At 73.0% G+C, this 25765-nt stretch carries 20 protein-coding genes; 13 read left to right on the forward strand and 7 right to left on the reverse strand.

Features of this window, described 5'->3' with window-relative positions; translation table 11 throughout:
- Positions 1–139 precede the first annotated feature (139 nt).
- Both JJJ15_RS09850 and JJJ15_RS09855 read right to left on the reverse strand, forming a co-directional pair.
- Positions 140–808 (reverse strand): TrkA family potassium uptake protein, encoded by a 669-nt coding sequence (locus tag JJJ15_RS09850; protein WP_106110486.1) that lies wholly within the window; start codon positions 806–808, stop codon positions 140–142.
- 190 nt (positions 809–998) lie between these two features.
- Entirely contained in the window at positions 999–2759 is a 1761-nt protein-coding gene (locus JJJ15_RS09855; protein WP_200510616.1) for an MFS transporter, read from the reverse strand.
- 148 nt (positions 2760–2907) lie between these two features.
- On the opposite strand from JJJ15_RS09855, the gene JJJ15_RS09860 reads away from it, so the two are divergent.
- Positions 2908–3513: a TetR/AcrR family transcriptional regulator gene (locus JJJ15_RS09860; RefSeq protein WP_200510617.1), complete on the forward strand. Its 606-nt coding sequence runs from the start codon at positions 2908–2910 to the stop codon at positions 3511–3513.
- Between the two features lie 289 nt (positions 3514–3802).
- On the opposite strand, the gene JJJ15_RS09865 is transcribed toward JJJ15_RS09860, so the two are convergent.
- The gene (locus tag JJJ15_RS09865; RefSeq protein WP_200510618.1) at positions 3803–5323 is read right to left on the reverse strand and encodes a potassium transporter TrkG; all 1521 of its coding nucleotides are present in this window, start codon (positions 5321–5323) and stop codon (positions 3803–3805) included.
- Positions 5324–5764: 441 nt separating this feature from the next.
- On the opposite strand from JJJ15_RS09865, the gene JJJ15_RS09870 reads away from it, so the two are divergent.
- From JJJ15_RS09870 to JJJ15_RS09910, 9 genes are all read left to right on the forward strand, one after another.
- Positions 5765–6001 (forward strand): helix-turn-helix domain-containing protein, encoded by a 237-nt coding sequence (locus tag JJJ15_RS09870; protein WP_106110490.1) that lies wholly within the window; start codon positions 5765–5767, stop codon positions 5999–6001.
- 130 nt (positions 6002–6131) lie between these two features.
- A complete protein-coding gene (locus JJJ15_RS09875; protein ID WP_003792170.1) occupies positions 6132–6230 on the forward strand; it encodes an AURKAIP1/COX24 domain-containing protein in 99 nt (32 codons plus the stop codon).
- A gap of 169 nt (positions 6231–6399) precedes the next feature.
- Positions 6400–7653 carry a UDP-N-acetylmuramate dehydrogenase gene (locus tag JJJ15_RS09880; RefSeq protein ID WP_246742012.1) on the forward strand — a complete coding sequence of 418 codons (1254 nt, stop codon included), beginning with the start codon at positions 6400–6402 and terminating at the stop codon, positions 7651–7653.
- A gap of 176 nt (positions 7654–7829) precedes the next feature.
- Complete coding sequence (locus tag JJJ15_RS09885; RefSeq protein WP_200510619.1) at positions 7830–8558, forward strand: hypothetical protein; 729 nt, start codon at positions 7830–7832, stop codon at positions 8556–8558.
- A 48-nt stretch (positions 8559–8606) separates the two neighbouring features.
- Positions 8607–11252, forward strand: coding sequence for an RNA degradosome polyphosphate kinase (locus JJJ15_RS09890; RefSeq protein WP_200510620.1), 2646 nt, complete (start codon positions 8607–8609; stop codon positions 11250–11252).
- A 91-nt stretch (positions 11253–11343) separates the two neighbouring features.
- Positions 11344–12333 (forward strand): NUDIX hydrolase, encoded by a 990-nt coding sequence (locus tag JJJ15_RS09895; protein ID WP_246742276.1) that lies wholly within the window; start codon positions 11344–11346, stop codon positions 12331–12333.
- 226 nt (positions 12334–12559) lie between these two features.
- Positions 12560–13342, forward strand: a complete 783-nt coding sequence (locus tag JJJ15_RS09900) for an ATP-binding cassette domain-containing protein (RefSeq protein ID WP_200510621.1) — start codon at positions 12560–12562, stop codon at positions 13340–13342.
- Entirely contained in the window at positions 13335–14627 is a 1293-nt protein-coding gene (locus JJJ15_RS09905; protein ID WP_106110495.1) for a hypothetical protein, read from the forward strand. Before JJJ15_RS09900 ends, JJJ15_RS09905 begins: the two co-directional genes overlap by 8 nt.
- On the forward strand, positions 14624–15229 hold the full coding sequence (locus JJJ15_RS09910) for a hypothetical protein (protein WP_200510622.1): 606 nt from the start codon (positions 14624–14626) through the stop codon (positions 15227–15229). The genes JJJ15_RS09905 and JJJ15_RS09910 overlap by 4 nt, the downstream gene beginning before the upstream one ends.
- Positions 15230–15659: 430 nt before the next feature.
- Here the strand turns inward: JJJ15_RS09910 and JJJ15_RS09915 are convergent, their stop codons facing one another.
- Entirely contained in the window at positions 15660–16334 is a 675-nt protein-coding gene (locus tag JJJ15_RS09915; protein ID WP_200510623.1) for a response regulator transcription factor, read from the reverse strand.
- Between the two features lie 122 nt (positions 16335–16456).
- Between JJJ15_RS09915 and JJJ15_RS09920 the strand changes: the two genes are divergently transcribed.
- Positions 16457–17314 carry a tellurium resistance protein TerC gene (locus JJJ15_RS09920; RefSeq protein WP_246742013.1) on the forward strand — a complete coding sequence of 286 codons (858 nt, stop codon included), beginning with the start codon at positions 16457–16459 and terminating at the stop codon, positions 17312–17314.
- A 295-nt stretch (positions 17315–17609) separates the two neighbouring features.
- On the opposite strand, the gene JJJ15_RS09925 is transcribed toward JJJ15_RS09920, so the two are convergent.
- The 3 genes from JJJ15_RS09925 to JJJ15_RS09935 are packed head-to-tail and all read right to left on the reverse strand — an operon-like array spanning position 17610 to position 20024.
- Positions 17610–18848: an ABC transporter permease gene (locus JJJ15_RS09925; RefSeq protein WP_200510624.1), complete on the reverse strand. Its 1239-nt coding sequence runs from the start codon at positions 18846–18848 to the stop codon at positions 17610–17612.
- Positions 18845–19813, reverse strand: a complete 969-nt coding sequence (locus tag JJJ15_RS09930) for an ATP-binding cassette domain-containing protein (protein ID WP_200510625.1) — start codon at positions 19811–19813, stop codon at positions 18845–18847. The genes JJJ15_RS09925 and JJJ15_RS09930 overlap by 4 nt, the downstream gene beginning before the upstream one ends.
- Positions 19814–19862: 49 nt before the next feature.
- The gene (locus JJJ15_RS09935) at positions 19863–20024 is read right to left on the reverse strand and encodes a hypothetical protein (RefSeq protein ID WP_200510626.1); all 162 of its coding nucleotides are present in this window, start codon (positions 20022–20024) and stop codon (positions 19863–19865) included.
- 287 nt (positions 20025–20311) lie between these two features.
- On the opposite strand from JJJ15_RS09935, the gene JJJ15_RS09940 reads away from it, so the two are divergent.
- Both JJJ15_RS09940 and JJJ15_RS09945 read left to right on the forward strand, forming a co-directional pair.
- Positions 20312–24433: an AAA family ATPase gene (locus JJJ15_RS09940; RefSeq protein ID WP_200510627.1), complete on the forward strand. Its 4122-nt coding sequence runs from the start codon at positions 20312–20314 to the stop codon at positions 24431–24433.
- A gap of 711 nt (positions 24434–25144) precedes the next feature.
- Entirely contained in the window at positions 25145–25705 is a 561-nt protein-coding gene (locus JJJ15_RS09945; protein WP_200510628.1) for a DUF6318 family protein, read from the forward strand.
- Positions 25706–25765: the final 60 nt, after the last annotated feature.

A 25765-nucleotide genomic window follows, 5' to 3' on the forward strand; every position in this document is an offset into this window, starting at 1 on the left:
CTAGGACCCGCGTCGCATGCGCGGCGCGCGGGGAGCGCGATCAGGCCTAGTGCCCCGGGTCCAGCGGGAGCGCGCCGGGTCCACCCGCTCGGGGCTGCAGGTCCACGGCGGTGCCCCGGGTCCGGCGGGGGTGCGCGCCTTAGGCCCGGTTGGCGAATCGCTCCAGGAGGGTGGCGTCCCCCCCGACCACCAGGACGTCGTCGGAGGAGACGAGGGTCTCGGCGCTGGCGTACTCAAAGGGCTCGCCCGGACTCATGAGACCGAAGACGGTGACCCCGTAGCGGGAGCGGATCCTGGCCTCACCGATGGTGAACCCGTGGAGCTCGCGCGGCGGTCGCATCTTGACAATGGTGAAGCCGCCCTTCTCCATCTCAATGTAGTCCAGCATGCGTCCGGACACGAGGTGGGCGGCGCGCTGCCCGGCGTCGAACTCGGGGTAGACCACGTGGTGGGCGCCGATACGCCGCAGAATGCGCCCGTGGGCCCGGGAGATGGCCTTGGCCCAGATCTGCGGGGTCTCCAGGTCCACCAGGTTGCCGGCGATGAGCACGGAGGCCTCCAGGGAGGAGCCCACGCCCACCACCGCCGTGCCGAACTCGGTGGCCCCCAGCTGCTCCAGGGCCTCCATGTCGGTGGCGTCGGCCTCTATCAGGGGGATGCGTCCGCTCCACTGGCGCACCAGCGTGGGGTTGGACTCGACGGCCAGGACCTCACGTCCCAGACGGTCCAGGGTGGCGGCCACGGCGGAGCCGAAGCGTCCCAGCCCAATGACGAGCGTGGAGTCGGTACGGGAGTCTGCGGCGGGCATAAGCCTACGGTATCGCGGACCCCCTCCCGGTGCCCCGGGGTGGTTCCGTCGTGGTCCGGGGGTAGGTGGGCGGTGGGCCCTCGGGGCGCGGGCAGGGCCGGTGCCGTGGCCGGGGGAGGCCGGCGCGGGGGCCGGGGAGGCCGCTGGCTCCCGGCCGCCTTCCGCTGGCTCCCGGGCTACCGGCCGCCTGCTACCGGCTGCGCACCCGCCTGACGGTGAGCGCTCCCAGCACCAGGAGCGCCGTTACCGCGGCCAGCAGGCAGGCCATGAGCAGGAAGCCCCCGGCGTAGGCGTCGATCTGGGCGCGGTCGGACAGGTCGGCGGTGAACCTGGCGATAATCTCCTTGCCGGCCGGGGAGTCAGGCAGCGCCTGCGCCTGGACCAGGGCCTGGGTGGCCTGGGCGCGGACGGCCTCGGTGTGCGTGGTGACGTAGTCCTGCACGTGCCGGGTGGCGTAGGTGGCCAGTAGGGCGACGCCGAAGGAGCCCCCGATCTGCTGGGTGATGGTCAGGACGGCCGAGGCCAGGCCGGAGTGGCGCTGCGGGATGCCCCGGGTGCCGGCGCTGAAGGCGACCGGCATAATCAGGCCCGCCCCGATCCCCATGAGGACCAGGCCCGGGACCGCCACCTGGGCGTAGCCGGAGTCGGGCCCCACCTGCGCCAGGACCACGAAGGCCAGGGCCTCCACGCCCACCCCCAGCGGCAGCGTGCCGCGCACGCCCAGGTAGGGGACGAGCAGGCGGCCGGCCAGCGGCGCGCTCGGGACCAGGGCCGCGATCATGGGCAGGAAGGCGACGCCGGTGCGCAGGGGCGAGTAGCCGAAGTGGTTCTGCAGGTAGTAGGTCAGGTACACGGCTCCGCCCATCTGGGCCGCCCCGAATGTTGCCACCGCCGCGTAGGAGGCGGCCCGACCGGGTGCCGAGGTGATCCACAGGGGCAGAGCCGGGGCCTCGGCCAGGTGCTCGCGCACCACGAAGAGGATGGCGAGCACTACCGCGGCCCCCAGCCACAGGAGGGTCGACGTCGAGGTCCAGGAGGTCTGCTCGGCCCGGTCCAGGCCGAACACGACGGCGAAGCAGGCCGTGCACCCCAGGGCCAGGCCGGGCAGGTCCCAGGCGGACTGCTCGTGACGGCGTCCCGGGGCGGGCAGGCTGCGCAGGCCGATGACGAAGCCCGCCGCGGCAATGGGCACGTTGACGTAGAGCGACCAGCGCCAGCTCAGCCAGTCCGTCAGGGCCCCGCCGATGAGGAGCCCGGCGGCGGCGCCCAGCCCGCCGGTGGCGCCGAAGAGGGCGAAGACCTGACGACGTCGGGGCCCGGAGGGGAAGGTGGTGCTGAGCAGGACCAGGGAGGCGGGGGACAGGAGCGCGGCGAACGCCCCCTGGACGGCCCGGGCGGTCACCAGCAGGGGGAAGGCGGGGGCCAGCCCGGCCACCAGGCTCGCCGTCGCGAAGCCGATCTGACCGATCCGGTAGGCGCGCCTGAGGCCAAGGGCCGTCACCAGGCGGCCGCCCAGTAGCACCAGCCCACCGTAGGCCAGAGTGTAAGCAGTCACCACCCACGGGCGCTGGGAGGTGGACAGCCCCAGGTCCTCCTGCATCCTGGGCAGGGCGACGGCAATGATCGTCATGTCCAGGACGATCATGAGCTGGGTAATGAGCGAGCTGGCCACCAGGGCCAGCTCGCGGCGACGGAACGCCAGCTGTACCGGGGCTGCGGTGGGTGGGTCGGCCGGGGCCGAGGGGTCTGGGGCCGACGCGGACGAGCCAGCTGGGGCGGACGAGCTGGCCGGGGCCGACGCGGACGAGCTGGCCAGGGCTGAGGGGGCCGGGGCGGCGGGTGCCGGGAGCCCCGCGGTACCGGAGGGTGACGGGGAGGGGGCCACGGCGTCGGGCGTGGAGTCCTGGACCTCCAGGGGGTGCGGCTGCGGGGGCCGGGCAGGTGACCTCATACTGGGTACCTCAAATCGAAAGAGATCTTTTCGCTTGCGGTCGTCAGCGTAGGGTGAGGTCCCTGCCCTGTCAACAACGACCGTTTCGTTTTAGATATGAACTGGGACACCGCAGACGAGGGAGGCGCGGACCCCCTACCATGAGGGCATGCCACGGGTCACGCAGTCGCACAGGGACCAGCAGGCCGCCAGGATCCTGGCGGCCGCCGAGACGTGCTTTGCCCGTCACGGCTTCCACGCCGCGTCCATGGACGAGATCATTGCCGAGGCGGGCATGTCCTCCTCCACCGTCTACCGCTACTTCCCCCAGGGCAAGCGCTCCCTCATCCAGACCGTCCTGGAGCAGGCCACCGACCCGGTGGTGGAGTGGATCGCCGACCTGGCGGCCCGCGAGCAGGTACCCGACTTAGAGGAGGCCTTCCTGGAGGGGGTCGGGTACGTCTGGGCCCTGGAGGGGGAGCCCGGGCGGATGGCCCTCCTGGTCAGCATCTGGGCCGAGCTGGCCCGTGAGCCCCGGCTCTACGACGTCGGCAGCCGCGAGCGCTACCAGCAGGTGCGCGGCAGGATCGTCTCCCTGGTGCGGCGCTGGCAGGACGCGGGGGCCGTGACCACCGCGATAGCCCCTGAGCAGGCCGCCGCCGTCATCCACACCACCGTCATGGGCCTGATCGTGCAGCGGGCGCTGGTGGGGGAGGGCACCCAGGACGACGTCGCCGCGGCGGCCGGTGGGATCGCCCGCCTGCTGGCGCCCTGAGGCTCGCGGCAGGGCCCTGGTCGCCTTCCGTGCGGGTGGGCTGCCAGCCGAGGCCGACATACGTCCCTCAACACGCCGCCCGCGTACGTCCCTCAACACGACGCCCATGTACGTCTCTCAACACGACGTCCGCGACACGCAGGATCCGGCTACCCGCCCCGGCACGAATAAGTACCGTTCTCACGAGCAATAAGTACCGTTCTCACGACGAACAAGTACCGTTCTCGCGACGAATAAGTACCGTTCTCGCGGAAGGGCGAGGCGGGCGGGGCGGGAGGGTGGGGCGGGGTCAGCCAATGAGCGGGCGCTCCTCGGGCATGCGGATGACCCGGCGTCGTTCCCGCAGGGCCAGGGCGCTCGCCGCGGTCATGGTCCCCACCCTCCCCAGGAACATGAGCGCAATGAGGACGTACTTGGCGTTGTCGGGCAGCAGCGGGGTGATCCCCGTGGACAGTCCCACGGTGGCCAGGGCGCTAATGACCTCGAAGAGGATCCGGTCCAGGGACAGGTCCGTCATCTCCAGCAGCGCCAGGGAGGCCAGGCCCACGATGGAGGCCCCGATAAAGGCCACCGCCACGCTCAGGCGCACGGTCGAGGGCGTGATCCGCCGTCCGAAGGCCTCAATGTCCTGGTCCCCGCGGGCCTCGGCGAGAATGGCCAGCAGGAGCACCGCGAAGGTGGAGACCTTAATGCCCCCGGCGGTCGAGGCCGAGCCCCCGCCCACGAACATGAGCACGTCCTGGAGGAACCAGGTGGACTCGTGCATGTGCTCCGGGGCGATGGTCGACAGCCCTGAGGAGCGGGCGTTGACCCCGTTGACCAGGGCGGTCAGGATCCTGCCGCCGGTGGGCAGGGAGCCGTAGGTGGCCCTGTTGGTCCACTCGAAGGCGGCGATCGTGACCGCCGAGACCGCCGACAGGCCGGTGTAGGTGGCCAGGGTGAGCTTGGAGTGCAGCGTCCAGCGCCGCGGGCGGGTCAGGTTGCGGGTGACGTCCAGGATGACGGGGAAGCCGACCGCGCCCACAAAGGTGCCCACCACGATCGGCAGGCCCATCCACCAGTCGGTGGCGTAGGGGGTCAGGCCCTCGGGCATGACCACGAAACCGGCGTTGTTGAAGATGGACAGCGCCATAAAGAACGCGTACCACAGGGCGTGGAAGGGGTCCATGCCCAGGGTCATGAAGCGCGGCAGCAGGACGATGGTCAGGACGGACTCCACAATGGTGGCGGTCAGGACGACGGCGCGCAGCAGGGAGGCGACGTCCCCCAGGCGGGACTGGTTCTCCGTGGCGGCCATCATGCGCTGGGTCAGGCCCACGTGCCGTGACACCGCCAGGGAGAGCAGGGACGCCAGGGTCATGACGCCCAGGCCGCCTATGGCCGCGCCCACGATAATGACGAGCTGGCCGAAGGTGGACCAGTAGGTCGCCGTGTCCACGACGGTCAGCCCGGTGACGCACACCGCGGAGGTGGCGGTGAACAGGGCGTCCACGAAGGAGGGCGAGGCGTCCTCGGCGCTGGCGAAGGGCAGGGACAGCAGGGTGGCGACCACCACGATAATGAGGGCGAACACCACGACGGCCAGGCGCGCGGTGGAGAAGCGGGCGGCCCGCTCCAGGGTGGTTCGCAGGTGCAGGCGCTCGACCAGTCCGCCCAGGCCGGTGGCGGGCTCGGCGGTGACCAGCCGCTTGACTCCCAGCCTCGAGGCCGGCAGGTGCGCTACCGGGTGCGGCCGGCAGCCGGCCTGGTGCGGGGGCTCAGGGGGCTCAGAGGGTGCTGTCTGGGAGGCCACGGTCTCATTCTCACCCATGGAGGGGACCGACGCCGGGGCAGCTGCCCCAGGACAACCGGGCCAGTGGGGCCAGCCGGGCCAACCGGGCCAACCGGGCCGACGCCGGCACTGGCGCTGGTCGGAGGCCGGTGGGCGCCGGGGAGCGCCGAGGGGCGGGCACGGTGGGGAGCTGCCGCCCGTGCGCTCGGGTGCCACGGCGCGGGGACCGGCGCCGCCTCGCGCTGACCGGGCAGGGGGCGGACGCGGAAGCGGTGCGTGGCAGTGCGTGGCGGGTAGGGGCGTCCCGGTGACGCCGCCGTCGGAATGACAACAGTGTGAGATGTGACTATTGGGGCCACAGTGGCAGGTTATTCCTGTGTGTCGGATGTGGTGCACGATATAGTAGGCGGGCTCCACCTGAGCAGGCGGCCTCCTCCCGGTGGCCGTGCACCACCCACCCCTCTCGAGACGGGACTGACAATGGCACCGGGTCTCCCCACCCCCGCTTCCAAGGCACCCTCCTTCCTCACCGTGGCCGAGGTCGCGGAGATGCTGCGTGTCTCCAAGATGACGGTCTACCGCATGGTGCACTCCGGCGACCTCCCTGCCATGCAGGTAGGCCGTTCCTTCCGGGTGCCCCAGCGCGCCGTCGAGCAGTACCTGGCCGCCGGGCTTGGTGACTGGGGCCACGAGGAGGCGGAGTCAATGGGCACCTGAGACCCGTTAGAATCGCACGGTCACCTGTGTGGCAGGGCCTGTCCCTGCCACCACTCGCGTAGTCGTCCTCGGATCGTCCCGGTCCGCCGGGACGCGCGGGCGATCGGCACGCACACTGTGAGGTAGTTCCATGGGATCTGTCATTAAGAAGCGCCGCAAGCGTATGGCCAAGAAGAAGCACCGCAAGCTGCTTCGCAAGACGCGCCACCAGCGTCGTAACAAGAAGTGACGCCAGCCGTGTGAGCCCTGCGGGCCCCGCACACTCGTGCGGGGCCCGGCGTGCCTGTACCCTCGGTGCCGGTCCCGGCTGCGGGTCGGCGCCGTCCCGGAGGGGCCGCCGGCCACGGGGGCGGCGACGCCCGGCCGGTACCCGGACCCAGGAGCCTGAAGGAGCGGCCATGAGCGACAGCGTCAATATGTTCGTGGGCATGGAGAGCCAGGAGGCCTGCACGGTCCCGCTCTCCGCTGAGGTCGGGGAGCAGGACCGGCCTGAGCCGGTGACGGCCCTGGCCCGGCCCCTGGGGGCCGACCCGGGGCCGCACCCCACCCTGGGCGAGCTCACCACCCTGCGCGTGGGCGGGCCCGTGCGCTCCTACCTGGAGGCCACCACCCAGGAGGAGGTCACCCAGGCGGTGCGGCAGGCCGACGCCGAGGGCACGCCGGTCCTGGTCATTGGCGGGGGAAGCAACGTCCTGGCCTCCGACGCGGGCTTCGACGGCCTGGTTGTCCGTGACGCCCGTCAGCAGGTCAGGCTGGACTCGGACTCCGCCTGCGGGGGCGTGGAGGTCACCGCTACGGCCGGAACCACCTGGGACGACCTGGTCTGCGAGGCCATCGCCCGGCAGTGGGCGGGGTTCGCCCCCCTGTCGGGGATCCCCGGGACGGTGGGTGCCGCCCCGGTACAGAACATCGGGGCCTACGGGGCGGAGGTCGCCGAGCTCATCGCCTCGGTGCGCGCCTGGGACCGGGCGGCCAACCGGGTGGTCTGGCTGTCCCTGAGCGAGCTGCGCCTGGCCTACCGCGACTCCCGCCTCAAGCGGTCCCTTAGCGACGCCGAGGTCGGCGGCGGGCGGACCTGGGGCCCCACCGGACGCTGGGTGGTCCTGGACGCCACCTTCGCCGTGCGCCAGGGCTCCCTGTCCGCACCGGTGGCCTACTCCCAGCTGGCGCGGACGCTGGGCGTGGAGCTGGGGGAGCGGGTCCCCGACCGCGAGCTGCGCGACGCCGTGCTCTCCCTGCGCCGCTCCAAGGGCATGGTCCTGGACGCCTCCGACCACGACACCTGGTCGGCGGGATCCTTCTTCACCAACCCGGTCCTCACCAGCGCCCAGGCCGCCACCCTGCCCGAGGACGCCCCCCGCTTCCCCGTCACCGACCACTCCCAGGTGGTCCTGGGCACCAGGGCCGCCCCCGTCGTCGAGGGCCTGACCAAGACCAGCGCGGCCTGGCTCATAGAGCACGCGGGCCTGGGCCGCGGCTTCAGCCTGCCGGGGGCGGCCGCCTCCCTGTCCACCAAGCACGTCCTGGCCCTGACCAACCGGGGCCAGGCCACCAGCGCCGACATGGTGGCCCTGCGCGACACCGTCGTCGAGCGCGTGGCCCAGCGCTTCGGGGTCACGCTGGTGCCCGAGCCGGTCGCCGTCGGATTCTGAAGGGATCCTGACCGGCGACGTACTGTAGCCGGCCTTAGCCGGCGGCGACGTACCTTAGCTGGCGGCGACGTACCTCTAAGGTACGTCCTCGGTGACCAAGGTACGTCGCCCACCACTAAGGTACGACGCCGGTCAGGTGCGGGGGACGGGGCAGCGGGAGGGGGACAATACGGGACATGACTCGCGCCTTCCACCGTCCCGCCCGCCTCGACCCCGACGTCGCCGAGCAGATCGAGGGCAACGCGGACACCGCCGCCACCTCCGAGCTCGCCCACCACACCGCCCAGCTCCTGACCGGCGGGTTCGCCAGCGGCACGCCCGTGCCCGGCCCCGACCGCCGGGGTGAGGCCGCCCCCGTCGTCACCGGCGCGGGCACCGGACCCGCCCCGGCCACGGACGTGCTCACCCGCGACGCCGTGGTCGACGCCGTCGCCTGCCATGGGGTGGACCAGGTCGCCGAGCTGTGGGCGGACTCCCCGGCCACCACCCTGCCCGGGGCCCTGTGGCGCCTCTACCTGGTGCGGGAGTGGATCCGGCGCGACCCGGACCTGGTGGAGCGCCGCTACGCCACCGAGGTGGACCTGCGCGGGGCCGACGCCCAGGTCCTGGAGCGCTTCTCGGCGGCCAGCTCCCAGGGGCGGCGCGTGCCCACCCCCGGGCAGGTGCGCGAGCGCCTGGACGAGGTGCTTACCGGGCAGGCCGGGGGCCTTGCGGGCCTGTCCCCGGTGCTGGTGGGCGCGGCGGACTTCCTGGCCGCCCTGGCGGCCGGCTCGGGGGCGACCTGGATCGAGTCGGAGTCCGACGAGCTCGCCTACCAGGTCACCCGGCGCGACTCCGCCCTCCTGGCCACGGCCGACGAGCTGAGGCAGGCGGCGGGCCGGGCCCGGGCGGGCACGCTGGACTGAGGCGCCCAGATCCCGCCACCTGCCCGGTGCTGGTGGGACAATGCCCCCATGACGCCTGCCGGTACCGACGCCCCGAGCAACCAGCCCCCCGCTCCCCTGGGCGGTGGGGACGACCCCCACCCGGCTCCCAGCCCCGCCGCGGGACAGCCGGCCTCCGCCCTGTCCTCCTTCGTAGGCGGTTGGGCCCGTACCAGCCCCGCCGCCGGGCGCCCCGCACCACCGGAGCACGCGGCCACCGACCCGTGGGAGGACGAGGACGCGCCCTCCGCCGGCAGCGCCGAGGAGACCGAGCCGCCCGAGGAGCACGTCCTGGAGCCCGCCGACCCCCGCGACTTCGCCGACGACGCCGAGCCGGACTACTCCGACGAGGACTTCGAGGAGAAGCCGCAGCCGGCCGCCGAGGACCAGGGCGGTGCAGACCGGGGGGCCTCTCCCGCCGCGGCGCCCCCGCCCGCCGGGCACGTCGGCACCCGGGACGGCGCACCCCAGCCCGCCGGGCACACCGGCGCGCCCACACCGCCTCGCCCCGACGGCACCGGGCCGCAGGACGAGGCCGAGGACCTCCTGGCCGAGGACCCCACCCTGCCGCCCCTGGAGTCCTTTACCAACCGCTTCACCGACCGTGAGCTGACCTGGCTGGACTTCAACGAGCGGGTCCTGGAGCAGGCCGAGGACCCCACCCTGCTGCTGCTGGAGCGCGCCTGGTTCCTGGCCATCTTCTCCTCCAACCTCGACGAGTTCTACATGGTGCGCGTGGCCGGCCTCAAGCGCCGCATCAAGGCCGGCATCACCCCGGTGCGCGCCTCGGGCCTGGACGCCCACGAGGTCGTGGACATAATCACCGCCCGGGCCAAGGCGCTCACCAGCCGGCAGGCCGCCCTGTTCCAGGAGGACATCCGCCCCCTCCTGGCCCGCCAGAACATCGACCTGCTGGCCTGGGACGACCTCAGCGCCGAGCAGTGCGAGAAGCTCACCCGCTACTTCCGCTACCAGATCTACCCCGTCCTGACCCCCCTGGCGGTGGACCCCTCCCACCCCTTCCCCTACATCTCGGGACTGTCGCTCAACCTCGCCGTCATCCTGCGCAACCCCCGGTCCGGCAAGGAGCACTTCGCCCGCGTCAAGGTGCCTGACTCCCTGCCCCGCCTGGTCACCGTGCCCGGACGCGAGCTGTCCTCCTCGGACAAGCGGGCCGGTACCGCCGTCATCCCCATCGAGGTCGTCATCGGCCAGCACCTGGACCACCTCTTCCCGGGCATGGACATCCTGGAGCACCACCTCTTCCGGGTCACCCGCAACGAGAACCTGGAGGTGGAGGAGGACGACGCCGAGAACCTCCTGACCGCCATGGAGAAGGAGCTGGAGCGGCGCCGCTTCGGGGCCTCCGTGCGCCTGGAGGTGGAGGACACCATCAGCCCCTTCACCCGCCGCTACCTGGTCAAGGCCCTGGGCCTGCGCGACGACGACGTCTTCGAGCTCCCCGCCCCCCTGGACCTGACCTGCCTCAACCAGCTCCACGACCTGGACGTCCCCGACCTGAAGTACCCGCGCTTCGTGCCGGTCACGGCCGCTGGCCTGGCCGCCCACGAGTCCTCCCGCCCCAGCGACATCTTCGCCGCCATGCGCGACCACGACATCCTCCTGCACCACCCCTACGACTCCTTCTCCACCTCCGTGCAGGAGTTCGTGGCCCAGGCGGCGGCCGACCCCAAGGTCCTGGCCATTAAGCAGACCCTCTACCGCACGAGTGGCGACTCGCCCATCGTGGACGCCCTCATTGACGCCGCCGAGGAGGGCAAGCAGGTCGTGGCCATTGTGGAGATCAAGGCCCGCTTCGACGAGGAGAACAACATCTCCTGGGCCCGCAAGCTCGAACGGGCCGGGGTCCACGTGGTCTACGGCATGGTGGGCCTCAAGACCCACTGCAAGCTCCTGCTGGTGGTGCGCCAGGAGTCCGACGGCCTGCGCCGCTACTGCCACGTGGGCACCGGCAACTACCACCCCAAGACCGCCCGCGGCTACGAGGACCTGGGGCTGCTGACCTGCGACCGCGACGTCGCCCAGGACATGACCACCCTGTTCAACCAGCTCTCCGGCTACGCGCCCCGGGCCCGCTTCCGCCGCCTGCTGGTGGCCCCGCGCACCGTGCGCGACGGCCTGGTGGAGCGTATCGAGCGCGAGATCGTCCACCACCGTCAGGGCCTTCCCGCCTGGATCCGCATTAAGGTCAACTCCATTATCGACGAGGCCGTCATTGACGCCCTCTACCGGGCCAGCCGGGCCGGGGTGGAGGTGGACATCGTGGTGCGCGGCATCTGCGGCCTGCGCGCCGGGGTGGAGGGCCTGAGCGAGAACATCCGGGTGCGCTCCATCCTGGGACGCTACCTGGAGCACTCGCGCATCTACGCCTTCGCCAACGGGGGGGCCACCGAGCTCTACATCGGCTCGGCCGACCTCATGCACCGCAACCTCGACCGTCGGGTGGAGGCCCTGGTACGTATTACCGACCCGGCGATGCTCGCCGAGCTGGAGTGGGTCGTCACCCACGAGGCCTCCGACGCCGTCTCCTCCTGGCACATGCTCCCCGACGGCTCCTGGAGGCGGCACCACACCGACGCCGAGGGCAGGCCCCTGGAGGACATCCAGACCACCTTCATGGCCCAGGCCCGCGGCCGTGTCAAGGGCCGGGGCTGAGGCCGTGGCCACCGTCAGCACCGCCCGCACCGGGCTGCCCACCGCCCGCACCCCGGAGGAGGCCCCCCGCGCCCGCTCACGCTCCCGGCGCCTGGTCCACGCCGCCGGGGCCCTGGTGTGGCGTGAGCGGGGCAGGCACCTGGAGGTGCTGCTCGTCCACCGCCCCCGCTACGACGACTGGTCCTTCCCCAAGGGCAAGCTGGAGAGGGGGGAGTCCCTGCGCACCTGCGCCGTGCGCGAGGTCACCGAGGAGACCGGTGTGCCCGTGGCCCTGGGCCAGCCCCTGGGGCGGGTGTCCTACCGGCTGGGCGCGGGCACGCGCAAGGAGGTGGTCTACTGGGCGGCCCGGCCCCTGGACCCGGCCTCCCCGGCCCGCCGCGCCCAGCAGGCGGTCACCCCCGCCCCGGCCAGTGAGATCGACGGCGTCGAGTGGGTCCGGGTCAAGGAGGCCCGCAAGCGCCTGGAGCGGGACGCCGACCGGGATCTCCTGGGGGCCCTGGTGGACCTGTGGGAGGACGGCAAGCTGGACACCTGGACCCTGGTCCTGGTGCGCCACGCCCGCGCCGTCAAGCGCTCGGTGTGGAACCGCAAGGAGCGCTCGACGGAGGACAACGAGGCCACCCGGCCCCTGACCCAGGACCAGGGGGAGGTCCGGGCCCGGGCGGTCGTGCCCATCCTGGCGGCCTACGGGGTGGAGAGGGTCCTGACCAGCCCGTGGCGCCGGTGCGCCGACACCGTGGCACCCTACGCGGCCGCCGCCGGCCTGGAGCTCGAGGAGCGCCCGGAGCTGACCGAGCACGCCCACGCGGCGCGCGCCAAGCCCGTACGCACCCTGGTCTCCCGGCTCCTGGGGCGGGCCCAGGCCCCGGTGGCCCTGTGCACCCACCGCCCGGTGCTGCCCAGCGTCATGGACGCGGTGGCCCGGGTCGCCCCCGGCAAGCTCCTGCGCTCCGTGCCCCACCAGGATCCCTGGCTCAAGACCGGGGAGATCCTGGTGGTGCACCTGGCCCGCCGCCCTCGGGGCAAGGTGCGTGCCGTGGCCATTGAGAAGCAGCGCCCGGTCCTGCCCCGGGCACGGTAGGCCGGGCCCAAAGGACCTGCCGGGGCGGGGTCGCCCCGTGCGGACCGAGCCCGTCGAACCGGTCGTGAGCTATAGCATAAGAACCAGGAACGAGGAGAGGGCGATGGAGTTTCAACAAGACGTACGGAGGACGCACTACCTGCCTGTCGGCACGAGGGGCGTCCTTGAGCGCGGTCAGGCCTGGCGGGGTGTCCAGACCGGCTGGGTGAGCTACTGGGGCTGAACCATGGCATCTCGCGACCCCGCCGTCCTCGGCCTCACCCGGGTGACCCGCTCCTTCGGCTCACGGCAGGTGCTGTGCCCGCTCTCCCTGACCATCGCACCGGGCACGGTCCTGGGCCTGCTGGGGCCCAACGGGGCGGGGAAGACCACGCTCATGTCCGTCATGAGCGGCCTCCTGGCGCCCAGCAGCGGGAGCGTGGCCCTGGCCGGGACCGAGGTGCGGAGCACGCGAGACGCCCGAGCGGCCCAGCGGGTGCTGGGGTACCTGCCCCAGCACCCGCAGTGGCTCCCCTCCTTCACCGCCCTGGAGACCGTGGAGTACGCGGCCTGGACCAAGGGCGTCCCCAGGGCCCGCAGGAGGGCCACCTGCCTGGAGGCCCTGGAGCGGGTGCACCTGGCGGACGTGGCCTCACGGAGGATGAAGACCCTCTCAGGGGGCATGGTCCAGCGCACCATGCTCGCCTCCGTCATCGTCTCCCGGCCCCGGCTCCTCCTCCTCGACGAGCCCACCGTCGGCCTCGACCCCGCCCAGCGCATCGAGTTCCGCCAGCTCGTCTCGGAGCTGGCCGAGGCCGCCGTCGTCCTGTCCACCCACCTGGTGGAGGACGTCGCGGTCCTGGCCGACCAGGTCCTCGTCCTGGACCACGGCCGGGAGCGCTTCCGGGGCACTGTGGCCGAGCTGAAGGAGCGGGCGGCTCCCGACGCCCCCGGGGACTCGGTCCTGGAGCGCGCCTACATGAGCGTCCTGGCCGACGACCCGGACCAGGGAGGGCACAGCCATGGGTGACGTCCTGCGCATTGAGGCCCGGCGCAGCCTCCTGCTCCGGCTGAGCCCGCTGATTGCCCTGGCCCACGTCGCCATTATGCTCAGCCAGGTCAGCAGCTGGCGCGGTGTCTGGCCCCAGGCGAGCGCGGCCGTCCTCAGCCCCCTCATCTTCACCGCCCCCGCGCTGGCGGGGCTCACCGCCCTGGAGGTGAGCCGCCGCAGCACCCGGTGGGCGGCGCCCCGCCCGCCCTGGGCCGCGCCCCTCCTGGGCGTCCAGGTGGTCGCGGCCGGCGTCGTCGTGGCCTGCGGCTGCGTGACCGCCGTGGTGGTCAACCTGGCCGCCGGGGCGCCGCAGGGCCTCCTGTGGCCCGGCTACGTCGTCCTCGCGCTGTGCGTGGCGGCCGAGGCCGTGGCCTGCGGGCACCTCCTGGGGCGCGTGCCGGGACCCCTGTGGTTCGCCCCGGTGACCTCCGTCATGCTGGTCTTCCTGCGGATCGTACTCACCCTGCCCGGCTCGGACCTGCCGCCGGCGGGCCGTCTCACCCGCGTCATCCTCTCCGGGCCCCCGGAGATCAGTATCGCGGTCAGCGGGGTGCTCGGGGCCCTGGGCGAGACCGTGCTGGTCCTCGGCGCGGCCCTGGCGGTCCCCTGGCTCGTCGGCCGGCTGGCCGCCCGCCGTTCCGGCAGCACCTACCCGCTCAGTCCCGCCGGGAGGCGCGGGGCGGTGCTGACGGCGGCGGCCGCCCTCGTCCTGGCCCTGCCCACCGTCCTGCCCGGCACCGTCATGACCACCGACAGGGTGCCCACCACCACCGTGTGCACGCAGACCCGGATCGACGTCTGCGTCTGGCCGGAGCAGGCCGTCTACCTCCCCGAGCTCACGGCCCTGGCGCAGCGGGCCGACGCCGTGGGGCAGGTCTACGGGCTCACCGGCACCTCCCGTCTCACCGCCTCGGGGATCCCCGGCGGCGTCCGCACCGTCATCGCCGGGGAGGGGTCCTGGTTCGTGGCCTCCAGCCTGGCCGGCGAGCTCGCCTCCTCGCTCATTACCGACCCCGCCTGCGTGCCCTCCGACGAGGCCGACCCGGTGGCCGCGGAGAGGTTCTGGGGGGCCTACTTCCAGCTCCGGGCGCTCCTCCTCCTTGAGCTCCAGCAGCAGGAGGCCCCGCGCAGCATGGCCGACACCACCGGGGTGGACGGCGCGGAGGTGGCCCAGGTGTGGCGCGCGGACCAGGCGGTGCGCCTGGCCTGGGCCGGACAGCGCGTGGACACCATGACCGGCCTCATGGCAGCCCGGTGCGGGTGAGCGCGGTGCGGCTCTACCTGCGCTCCCGGAGGCTGCACGTCCTCGCGGTCGTGCTGGTCCTCCTCGCCGTCCTCAGCACGCTCGTGGGCGGCCGGGTCCTCTCCCTGGGGTCGGCGGAGCACCCGGCGAGCATGCCCTACCGGTTCGTCCTGGCGGCCCTCGCCTCCTCCTGCGTCGTGAGCTCACTGGCCTCGCCCCTGCCGCTCCTGGACGGCGCCTCCGGGGTGGTGGCGAGGGCCCGCTGGCTCCACCTCGCGGCCGCCGCCCTGGTCTGCACGGCCCTGCTGGGTGGGGCGGACCTGCTGGGGAGCGCCGACGGGGGCCACACGGCCCTTACCTCCCTGCGCTCCACCCTCACCTGGCTGGGCCTGGCCCTGCTCTCCTCCGCGCTCCTGCGGGAGTCCCTCAGCTGGGTGCTGCCCCTGGCGGGCGTCTTCCTCCTGGTCTGGTTCGGCTCCCCCTACGGGTCCGCCGAGGCCTGGAACTGGGTGGCGGCCCCGGTTGACGCCTCCCCGTCCTGGTACGTCATGTGCGGTGTGGTCGGGGGCGGTGCGGTGGCCCAGTGGCTGGTCTGGTCACGTTCCCGCAGGTCCGGCCGGTAGCGCGGGCCCGTGCCACCTACTGGCCGGCCTGGCCGGCAGGCGCGCGACGCTCCGGGTCCGGCAGGCCCGGGACGCTAGGGCCCTGGGCAGTGCGAGAGGTAGCTCTCCTTGTTCCGGGACCCGCAGCGGGGCTACAGGGCGCGGACGTCGGGTATGGTGTACCCCGACGTCGGGTCGCTATGGGCCCCGGGCTCCACACACAGCCGCCACGAGCGGCCTTTAAGCGCCGACTGGCGTTCTTGCGGCCCGACGTCCCCAGCTAGACGCCGGGCCCGACTACCTCCGGTCGGGCCCGGCGTTCTCGCTGCGTTCTCGCTTCAGGACACGTAGGGGCACGACGTGCGGTGCGGCGCCGGTGCGCGGCCGTCTCGGTACGTGGGCTCCCGGTATGTGGTCTCCCGGCGGGCTCCTGCGCCGACGCCCGGTGCGCCTAGTCCTCCTCCTCGGGGGAGTTCAGGCGGTAGCCCACGTTGCGCACCGTCCCGATGAGGTGGTCGTGCTCGGTGCCCAGCTTGGCGCGCAGACGACGGATGTGGACGTCCACCGTGCGTGAGCCCCCGATGTAGTCCTCCCCCCAGACCTCCTGGAGGAGCGTCTGGCGGGTCAGGACCCGCCCCTGGTTGAGGGCCAGGTGCTTGAGGAGCTCGAACTCCTTGTAGGTCAGGTCGATAATCGAGCCGCGGATGCGGGCCGTGTAGGCGGTGGTGTCAATGACCAGGTCACCGACCTCGATACGGTCCTCGTCCACCGGGAGGGGCGCCTGGGCCACCCGCCGGACCAGGCGCAGGCGGGCGGAGAGCTCGGCCGGCGTCGCCCCGGCCAGGACGAAGTCCGCCGCCCCCCAGTCCGCCTGGACCACGGCGGCGCCACCCTCCTCCAGGACCAGCATGACCGGCCCGCAGCTCATGGGGCCGGTCAGGAGCTGGCACAGGGCGCGGGCCCGCACGAGGTCGCCGCGGGCGTCCAGGAGGACCACGTCGGCGTCGGCGGCGGTGGCGTAGGAGGAGGGGACGGCGGGGAGGCACTCGATGTGGGCGTCGAGGAAGGACGTGGCGGGGAGGACCTTGGCAGCGTCGGACAGAGGCGTGAACATGATGATCCTCATGACGCTCCTTCCGAGGAGGGTGTGCTGTCAGGGCGGGACGGTCTCCTCGCAGGCGTGAGCCGAGGACCCCGTGCGCCCCGGACAGATCGTATCGCGGCTGTGTGTGTGGGACGATACGACGCGTGAGCAGTACACCTCAGGAAGGCACCTACGCCACCGGCCACGACGCCCCCGACCCCGTGGTACCGGGGCTGGTGGACCCCTCGTGGACACGTCTGGCCGCGGCCAGCCTCGCCCCCGTCCTCCTGGCGGCCAGCGCCTCCCTGCCGTCGCGTGCCCGGCTGGTGCTGGTGCTGGTCCTCGTGCCGCTGATGGCCCAGGGGTGGTCGGCGCTGGTGCGCGCCCGCCACGACTGGGGCACCGCCGTGGTGGTGGGGCTGACGGGGGTGGCCGCCGCCGTCGCCGTGACCCTCCGGGAGGACTACGGGGCCGCGGCCGTGGTCATGGCCTTCAGCGTGCTGCTGGCCTTTGTGGGCCAGATGCTGCGCAAGGACGGCCGCCCCGACCTGGTGGAGGACCTCTCCGCCACGGTGACCGGCAACCTGGTGGTGGTCTCGGGGGCCGCCTGGTGCGCCCTGGGGACCAGCGGCGCCCACCCGGCGGTGACCGTGCCCTGCGCCCTGGCCCTGGTCACCGGGGCGCTGCTGACCGTCCTGGAGGTGCGTGCCGGGGTCCTGGAGACCCTGACCATGACGCTCCCGGCGCTGGTGGCGGGCCTGGTCGGCGGCCTGCTGGCGGCGGTGGGCTTCTTCGGCCCGGGGCACACGGGGCTCACCGAGGCGCTCCAGTCGGCGGCGGCCTGTCTCCTGGTCGGGTTCATGGCGGGGGTCATGATGGCCGTGGCCAACCGGGTGCTGTGGGCCTACCGCTGGGTGCCCGGGGGGCGTGCGGCGGTGGCCAGCGCCCTGGTCCCGGTCCTGGCGGCCGGGGCCCCGGTCTACACCGTCGCGCGGCTCATGGGGCGGTTCGTGGCCGGCTGAGGGCCCAGGCTGCCGGGCCAGAGCCGGGCTCGGGCTCCGGGTCCAGAGGACCCGGCGGGCTGGCCGGGCCGGGGGAGAGAGGGGCTCAGCCCAGGCTGCCGGGCTGGGGGTGCGCGGACGCACCAGCTCCATTGGCGCACCCAGGACCCGGTGGGCAGGGCGTGGCTGGCCCGGTGCGTGCAGCTGCCACGGTGCACCCAGGGGCTCGGGTCGGGGCCGGAGCCGGACCGGGGAGGAGGGGCCGCGCCACCTGCCAGTGTGACGCGGCCCCTCGCACCCCGCTACCGGGCCGGACCTACCGGCTGGCCCTGCGCCCGAGCACCTCCTTGAGGGGCACCCGGCTGCCGGTACGGGTCACGGCCCGGGTGTAGACGGTCGCCGACAGGCGCATGAGCAGCGGCAGGGTGACCACCGCCAGGCCCAGGGCCGCGAGCTGCTCGACCACCGAGGAGACCCCGATGGTCATGCGCGCGGGCATGAGGAAGGGGGCGAAGGGCGGCAGGTAGGCCAGCACCCGGAAGAGCGTGTTCTGGGGGTCGCTCACCATGGAGAAGGACAGGACGTAGGGCACCACGATGGTCAGGATCAGGGGCATTGTGACCGTGGTCAGGTCCTCCTGGCGGCTGACCAGGGAGGCTACCGCCGCGAACAGGACCGCGTACAGAAGGAACCCGACCACCATCCACGCCAGCATCCAGCCCACCGTGGCGTCCAGGTTGACGTCCAGGTCGGGCAGCACGTCCATGACCTTGGCGGTGGCCGCCGCGATAACGGCGATGGCGCCGGTGGTCAGGGTCGCGGCGCAGCCGATCCCCAGGATCTTGCCGGCCAGGAGGGAGGTGGGGCGCACGCAGGCCAGGAGGATCTCCACGATCCGCGAGCCCTTCTCGGTGACCACACCGCCGGCGATGGCCTGGCCCCCGATGAGGATGACCATGTACATGAGGATGTTGACCACCTGGAGGACGGCGTAGCGCTGCCCGAAGCCCGCCTGGTCGGTGGTGGGCGGCTCCAGGACGGTCACCTTGGGCACGGCCGAGGCCAGGGCGGTGCTCACGGTGCCCGGGTCCCCGCCCAGCTCGGTGACGCTGCGGGTCAGCACCGCCTGCTGGAGGACGGAGGTGACCCCGGCCACCACCTGCTCGTCGGCCGTCTCCTGCACCAGGAGGGCGGGGGCCTGCCCGGTCACCAGGACCATGTCAGGGCGGCTGTCCTCGGGGGTGCTCTCGCCCAGGGCGGTCCGGGCGTCGGCCCCGGCCAGGTCCCTGACCTCCAGGGGCTGGCCGTTGGAGGCCGTCACCTTCTCCAGGGCGGGCGCCAGGGCGGTGATGGTGGCGGCGTCGGCCTGGACCCCCAGGCGGTAGGGCTCCTTGTCCCCGCCGGTGAGCAGCCCCACCACCACGATCCCGCCCACGGTCAGGAGCAGCAGGACCAGGTTGGTAATGACCGCGGCCTTCTTGAACAGGTAGGTGCGCAGCTCCCGCCCGGCGACGAGCCGGATCTCCTGGCTGCGGGTCATGGCCTGGGCGCTCATGCGCGGTCCTCCTTCGTGGCAGGGGCGGTGGGGGCGGGGTCCGCCGGAGTACCCGCGGCGGGGGCGGCCAGGACCTCCCGGAAGATCTCGGTCAGGGAGTGGCGGACGGGGCCGAGCTGGTGGAGGGTGCCCAGGGGGCGGACCGCCTCCAGGAGCGGCTGCTCCGAGGCGCCCCCGGCGCTGACGGTGACCCTGCCGTCCGCGTGGGACTGCGTGCGCGCGTCCTCTAGGCCCTCCAGGGCCCGGGCGGGCACCCCGGCGGACGGCGTGATGGTGGCCTGCCAGCGCAGCCCGGCGCTGGCCTGGAGCTCGGCCACGGTGCCGTCGGCCACGAGCTTCCCGGAGCGGATAATGACCACCCGGTCGCACAGCCGCTCGACGACGTCGAGCTGGTGGGAGGAGAACAGGGTCCCGACCCCGGCCTGCGCCCGCTCGCGCAGGACCTCGCTCATGACGTCCACGGCCACCGGGTCCAGGCCGGAGAAGGGCTCGTCCAGGACCAGGAGCTCGGGGTCGGACACCAGGGCCGCAGCGAGCTGGACCCGCTGCTGGTTGCCCAGGGAGAGCTTCTGGACCTCGTCCCCTGCCCGCTGCTCCACCGCCAGGCGCTCCATCCAGCCGTTGGCGGCGCTGGTGGCCTCGTGGCGGCTCAGGCCGTGGAGGCGGGCGAGGTAGGTCAGCTGGTCCGCGACCTTCATCTTGGGGTACAGGCCCCTTTCCTCAGGCATGTATCCCACCAGGCGACGGTGATAGGCGTCCATGGGGACCTGCTGACCGTCCTTAATCCACAGGACCTCGCCCTCGTCGCTAATCAGGGAGCCCATAATAATACGCATGGTAGTGGACTTGCCCGCACCATTGGCTCCCACAAAACCTACGATCTCACCGTCGTCAACATGGAGGTCAAGGTGGTCGAGGGCTCTGAGGGTGCCATAGTCCTTGGTAAGACTGGTAACACGGATCATATGATCTCTCCGGGATTAGGTTCGTGGGACGGTCGTTATGGTAACGACGTCACCACGTCAGGACATCCTCCTGCAGGAGGAGCTTGTCCTGGCCCGCCTCGGCCGCGCTGAGGAGGGCCGCACCCGGGGGCCAGGTCTGGTAGCCGCCCTCCGGTCCGGGGTCGTCCTCGCCCGTGCGGGGTGGCCCTGGGACGGCTACCGCGAGATCCACCTCCTGTCGGTCAGCCCTGGGACGGCTGACCCGGTTGGAAGTGGTCGGGGATCGTGCTCGCCCTCCCGGGGTCAGCCGCCCGCCCCCGGAGCGGGGACGGGCATGGGCCAGCCCTCGCCCGCGTGGCGCCACCTCGTGCGCTCCGGCTGTGCCCGCCGCGCGGGGCCGCTGGCTACGCGGCCGCCGGCTGCGCCCCTGCCCCGGACGTGCCCCTGCCCCGGACGTCACGTAACCGCGCCGGGCCGCGGCAGCCGTCTGGGCGCGCCCGGCCCCGGTAAGGTGAGGGCGTGTACCTCAAGACGTTGACGATCAGGGGATTCAAGTCCTTTGCCTCGTCAACCACCCTGCGCCTGGAGCCCGGTATCACCGCCGTGGTGGGACCCAACGGGAGCGGCAAGTCCAACGTGGTGGACGCCCTGACCTGGGTCATGGGGGAGCAGGGGGCCAAGAACCTGCGCGGCGGCTCCATGGCCGACGTCATCTTCGCCGGGGCCGGCTCCCGCCCGGCGCTGGGGCGCGCCGAGGTCGCCCTGACCATTGACAACACCGACGGCGCCCTGCCCATTGACTACACCGAGGTCACCATCGCCCGCACCCTCTTCAGGGGCGGGGGCAGCGAGTACCAGATCAACGGCACCGCCGTGCGCCTCCTGGACGTCGCCGAGCTGCTGAGCGACACGGGCCTGGGCCGCCAGATGCACTCCGTGGTGGGCCAGGGCAGGCTCGACGCCGTCCTGAGCGCCACCCCCGAGGACCGTCGCGGCTTTATCGAGGAGGCCGCGGGCGTCCTCAAGCACCGGCGACGCAAGGAGCGCGCCCTGCGCAAGCTCGACTCCATGGCCGCCGACCTCACGCGCCTGACCGACCTGGCCGCTGAGCTCAACCGCCAGCTCGGCCCCCTGGCCCGGCAGGCCGCCATCGCCCGGCGGGCCCGCACCATCCAGGCCGAGGTCCGTGACGCCACCGCCCGCCTCCTGGCCGACGACGTCGTCCAGGCCCAGGCCCTCCTGGCTGCCGGGGAGGCGGACACCGCCGCCCTGGAACGACGTCGTACCGCCCTGGAGGAGGCCGAGCAGGCCGCCCGCGCCCGCCTGAAGGAGCTCACCGCGGCCGAGGCCGGTGCCGGGCAGCGCCTGCGGGAGGCCAGCCGCACCTGGGAGGAGCTCACCGCGGCCGAGCAGTCCCTGCGCGCCCTGGAGCAGGTGGCCGCTGAGCGCCTGCGGGGCCTGGCGGCCGCACCCCGCCCCGCCCAGGGCACCGACCCCCAGGAGCTGGAGCGCCGGGCCCAGGAGGCGGCCGCCGCCGAGGACGAGGCCCGGGCCGCTATCGACCAGGCGCGCCAGCTGCTGACCGCGGCCACCGGTGCCCGCCTGGAGGCTGAGGCCGCTGAGTCCCGCGCGGAGTCGGCCCTGTCCGAGCTGACACGTCGTGAGGCTGAGCGCCGTGAGACCCTGGCCCGGGCCGGGGGACGGGTGGCCTCCGCCCGCAGCCGCCACGAGGCCGCCAGGTCATCCCTGGACCAGGCCCGGGCGGCCCTGGGGGAGGCCCAGGAGCGTCAGGCCGCCGCCGAGACCGCCCTCAGGGACGCCCGGGACCCCCAGGCTGCTTCCCGCCAGACGGCGGCCCCGGACCCGTCCGCCCCCGGTCCCTGCGGACTGCCCGCCTCCTCCGACCCGGACCAGCGGCCCCCGAGCCCCCAGGAGCGGGCCGCCGCCGAGCACGAGCGGGCCTCCGCCGCCCTGGCCGCCGCCCGCCAGGCCGTCGGCGCCGCCACCGAGGCGCGTCGTGAGGCCGCCGCCGAGCGCGCCACCTGGGCTGCGCGCCGCGACACCCTGGCCCTGTCCCTGCGCTCCCAGGACGGCACCCGGGGCCTAGCCCAGGCGGGTGCTGACGGCCTCCTGGGCCCCCTGTCGTCCCACCTGGGCGTGGAACGGGGGTGGGAGAACGCCGTCGCCGCCCTCCTGGGGCAGTTGGCGGAGGCCGCTGTCGTGGCCGGTGAGCAGGCTGCGCTCGCGGCCCTGGACCAGGCCCGTCGGGCCGAGCTGGGGGCGGTGAGGCTCGTGGTCGCCCAGGTGGCTGCCGCGGCCGGTGCCGGTGGTCTCGCCCCCGGTAGCGAGGTGGTCGCCTCGGCGGCAGCTCCTGGCGGCGTGGTCGACCCCCCTCCTGCCTCCCCGGAGGCGGCCCCCACTGACCCTGCTGGTGACCCTGCTGGGCCGGGTGGCGACGTCAAGGTCACCCGGCCCGGACGGGTCCCGGACACCGACCCCGCCGGACCGGGCGGCCGTCTTGTGCCCGGCTCCGCTCCCGCTACCGTCTCTGGCCCCGCGGAGCCGTCCGCCGTGCCCGGAGCCCGGCCTGCGGCCAGCCTGGTGTCGGTCAGCCGCCCCGGCCTGGCCGGGCCGGTGTCCACGCTCCTGCACCGCTGCTGGGTGGTCAGGGACGTGGCGGCGGCACAGGCCCTGCGCGAGGCGGACCCCCAGGCCGTGGTGGCCACCCGGGACGGTGACGTCCTGGGCCCCGGCTGGCTGGTGGGCGCCGGAGGAGGAGCGGCCTCGGTCCTGGAGCTCGCCGCCGCCCACGAGGACGCCGTCGGACGGGCCAGGGACGCCGCTGACGCCGAGGCTGCCGCCAAGGCCGCCGCCGAGGCCGCGCGAGACCAGGAGGAGGCGGCGCGCTCGGGGCTCGCCCGCGCCCTGACGGCCCTGCGCCGGGCTGACGCCGAGGCCGCCGCCGAGGCCGAGACCCTGGCCCGCCTGGCCTCCGCCGCCCACGCCGCACGTCAGGAGGCCGGGCGCGCCCGGGCCGCCGTCGCCCGGGCCGAGGAGGAGGCGGCCCGGCGTACCGCTGAGCTCGCCACGGCCACGACAGCCCTGGCCCAGATCGAGGAGGCTGCTGATCAGGGGCCGCACCCGGCTGCCGCGTTGGAGGAGGCCCGGTCAGGCCGTCAGCGCGCCGCCGACGCCGCCCGACAGGCACGGGCTGGTGAGACCGAGGCCCGCCTGGCGCTGCGCACCGCTGAGGAGCGTGAGCGCAGCGGTCGGGGGCGGGCGGAGTCCCTGCGCGCCGCGGCCCGTCGGGAGCGTCAGGCCCGTGCCGAGGCCGCCCGTGCCGAGCGACGACGCCTGGCCCGGCTGGGCACCGCCACCCAAGTTCGTGATCTGGCTCATTATGCTGCCGCCGTGGCCCGTGCCAGCGTGGAGGAGGCCGCCGCCGGGCGAACCGCCGCTGAGACCGAGCGTGACCAGGCCCTGGAGGCCAGCCACCGCCTGCGTCGGGAGGTTGACCAGGCCAGGGGTGAGATCGCCTCCCTGACCGACGCCGCCCACCGTGAGGAGGTGGCGCGGGCTGAGCAACGTGCGCGCCTGGAGGCCCTGGAGCAGCGGGCCCTGAGCGAGCTGGGTCTGGAGACCGGGGTGCTCGTGGAGGAGTTCGGTCCCCACCTGCCCGTACCCGAGGTCAGCCAGCTGGTGGACTCTGATGAACCGGAGCCTCGGGGGCCCGACCAGTCCGGGGCTGATCCCGGGGCCGAGGGGGCGGGTCCTGGGACCAGGGGGCCGGGTGCCGGGGCCAGGGAGTCCGACCTCGGGGCTGCGGGGCCGGGCGCTGGGGCCGAGGGGCCGGGTGCTGACGGGCTGGCTACCGGCGGGCCAGTGGGTGGTGGGCTGGCTACCGGCGGGCCGGGAGGCGCCGGGGCCGCCCCGGGCAACAGGAGCTGGCCGACGCCGTCGGGCCGTCCCTACGTGCGCTCGGAGCAGGTCAAACGCCTGGCCCGGGCCAAGCGTGACCTGGCGCGCCTGGGCAAGGTCAACCCCCTGGCCCTGGAGGAGCACGCGGCACTGGCCGAGCGGCACCGGTTCCTGGCCACCCAGCTGGCTGACCTCAGGCGCTCACGTGCGGAGCTCATGACCGTCGTGGAGGAGATCGACGCCCGTGTGCAGGAGGTCTTCTCCTCGGCCTACGCTGACACCGCCGAGCAGTTCGAGCAGGTCTTTGACAGGCTCTTCCCCGGAGGCCAGGGGCGCCTGGTCCTCACCGACCCCGACGACATGCTGACCACGGGCATTGAGATTGAGGCCCGTCCGGCGGGAAAGAAGGTCAAGCGCCTGTCCCTGCTGTCAGGCGGGGAGAGGTCCCTGGTAGCCGTGGCACTACTGGTCGCGATATTCAAGGCCCGGCCCTCTCCCTTCTACGTCCTGGACGAGGTCGAGGCCGCCCTGGACGACACCAACCTGGGCCGGCTCCTGGACATCCTCACCGAGCTGCGCGCCTCCAGCCAGATTATTGTCATTACCCACCAGCGGCGCACCATGGAGGTAGCTGACGCCCTGTATGGCGTCACCATGCGCGACGGCATCACCACGGTAGTCAGCCAGCGTCTGGGCCGGGGTAAGAGGGCGAGCAGATCCTGAGAGCGGTTGAGACTGGGGTGAGAGGGCGGGCGGATCCCGTGGGTGTGGCTGAGACCGGACGCATGGCCCCGGTCCCGGCCTAGAAGACAGGCGACAGCTCTCTAGCCCTTCCGCGAGAACGGTACTTATTCGTCGCGAGAACGGTACTTGTTGCTCGCGAGAACGGTACTTGTTTGTCGTGAGAACGGGTGTGGGTTGTTGTGCGGGCTGGTGGTGTCCGGGTGGTGCTGCGGGCGGGGTCCGGGGTGTGGCTGGTGGCGGGCTGCTGGGTTGTTGGTGTGTTTGCCTGGGCGTGTCCTGAGGGGGGCGGCTGGGTTGCTGCCTGGGGTCTGGTGGGGTGCCGGGTCTCTAGGGTTGGTGTCGGGGTGGGTGCCGGGTTGCCGGGTCGGGTGGGGTGTGGGACGTGGGTCCTGGTTTGGGGGGTGTGGGTGTGGGGGTGTCTGGGGTTCTGGTGTGTGGTGGTTGTGGTGTGTGTGCGTGGGTTGGGTGGTGGTGTTATGGTGGTGTGTGTCGTCTGGTTGGCGGTGGGGTTGGTCGTGGTGGCGCTGGTGCCGCCGGGCCCGCTCCTCGTGTTCCTCGTGTTCCTGGGTGTGTGAGGGGGTCGTGATGGTGCGGGTCCGGTCGTGGGTGCCTGTCCTGGTGGTGGTCCTGGTGGGCTCCGGTGGCCTGGTGGGGTGCTCTGGCGGGGCTGGTGCGGGGGCGTCGCCGAGTGTGGATCCCTATGAGGTGGGGGCCAGTGCGATGGCGGCGGCGGCCTCTGCGTCGGCCAGTGCGCGGGCCAGTCGTGACGCGGCCCTGGGGCCGGACCTGGCGGCCAGGCGTGAGGCGGCCCTGGCCACACCGCCTCCGGACAAGCCTGAGAACCTGGGTGAGGACAGTCTGGAGGCGGCCGTGGCTGCGGCCGTGTACTTCCTCCGGCTCTACCAGTACGCCTTCGTCACCGGTGACACCAAGGACTTCGAGGCCATGAGCGAGCAGCGGTGCGTCTTCTGCAACAACGTCGTCAGCAACGTCAAGAAGATCCACGACAGCGGCGGGTGGGCCGACCCCTGGGAGCAGACCTTCGAGAAGGTCGAGGCCTACCCCCTCAACCCCGGATACGAATACCACCAGGTAGACGTCACGATAAGCTCCGGGGAGTCGCTGACGTACTCAGGAGATCCAGTAACCTCTTCTGTTAACGAGGCCATCTCGCAAGAGAGACTTCGTATCGCCATAAGGTACGCAGACGGAAGATGGACGGTAGGCGAGGTGGAGGTTCTTAAGTCGTGAACGCAATATACAGGAGGTCCGGAGCTATCGCAGTCGCCGTCGCGACCACCATGGTTGGGA

It is taken from the genome of Actinomyces sp. HMT897 (assembly GCF_016626125.1).
In the GTDB taxonomy this organism is placed as follows: Bacteria; Actinomycetota; Actinomycetes; order Actinomycetales; family Actinomycetaceae; genus Actinomyces.

Coding starts and splice junctions, on each gene's coding strand:
- JJJ15_RS09850 (WP_106110486.1), bottom strand. CDS start 808: ATGCCCGCCGCAGACTCCCGTACCGACTCCACGCTCGTCATTGGGCTG.
- JJJ15_RS09855 (WP_200510616.1), bottom strand. CDS start 2,759: ATGAGGTCACCTGCCCGGCCCCCGCAGCCGCACCCCCTGGAGGTCCAG.
- JJJ15_RS09860 (WP_200510617.1), top strand. CDS start 2,908: ATGCCACGGGTCACGCAGTCGCACAGGGACCAGCAGGCCGCCAGGATC.
- JJJ15_RS09865 (WP_200510618.1), bottom strand. CDS start 5,323: ATGGGTGAGAATGAGACCGTGGCCTCCCAGACAGCACCCTCTGAGCCC.
- JJJ15_RS09870 (WP_106110490.1), top strand. CDS start 5,765: ATGGCACCGGGTCTCCCCACCCCCGCTTCCAAGGCACCCTCCTTCCTC.
- JJJ15_RS09875 (WP_003792170.1), top strand. CDS start 6,132: ATGGGATCTGTCATTAAGAAGCGCCGCAAGCGTATGGCCAAGAAGAAG.
- JJJ15_RS09880 (WP_246742012.1), top strand. CDS start 6,400: ATGAGCGACAGCGTCAATATGTTCGTGGGCATGGAGAGCCAGGAGGCC.
- JJJ15_RS09885 (WP_200510619.1), top strand. CDS start 7,830: ATGACTCGCGCCTTCCACCGTCCCGCCCGCCTCGACCCCGACGTCGCC.
- JJJ15_RS09890 (WP_200510620.1), top strand. CDS start 8,607: ATGACGCCTGCCGGTACCGACGCCCCGAGCAACCAGCCCCCCGCTCCC.
- JJJ15_RS09900 (WP_200510621.1), top strand. CDS start 12,560: ATGGCATCTCGCGACCCCGCCGTCCTCGGCCTCACCCGGGTGACCCGC.
- JJJ15_RS09905 (WP_106110495.1), top strand. CDS start 13,335: ATGGGTGACGTCCTGCGCATTGAGGCCCGGCGCAGCCTCCTGCTCCGG.
- JJJ15_RS09915 (WP_200510623.1), bottom strand. CDS start 16,334: ATGAGGATCATCATGTTCACGCCTCTGTCCGACGCTGCCAAGGTCCTC.
- JJJ15_RS09925 (WP_200510624.1), bottom strand. CDS start 18,848: ATGAGCGCCCAGGCCATGACCCGCAGCCAGGAGATCCGGCTCGTCGCC.
- JJJ15_RS09930 (WP_200510625.1), bottom strand. CDS start 19,813: ATGATCCGTGTTACCAGTCTTACCAAGGACTATGGCACCCTCAGAGCC.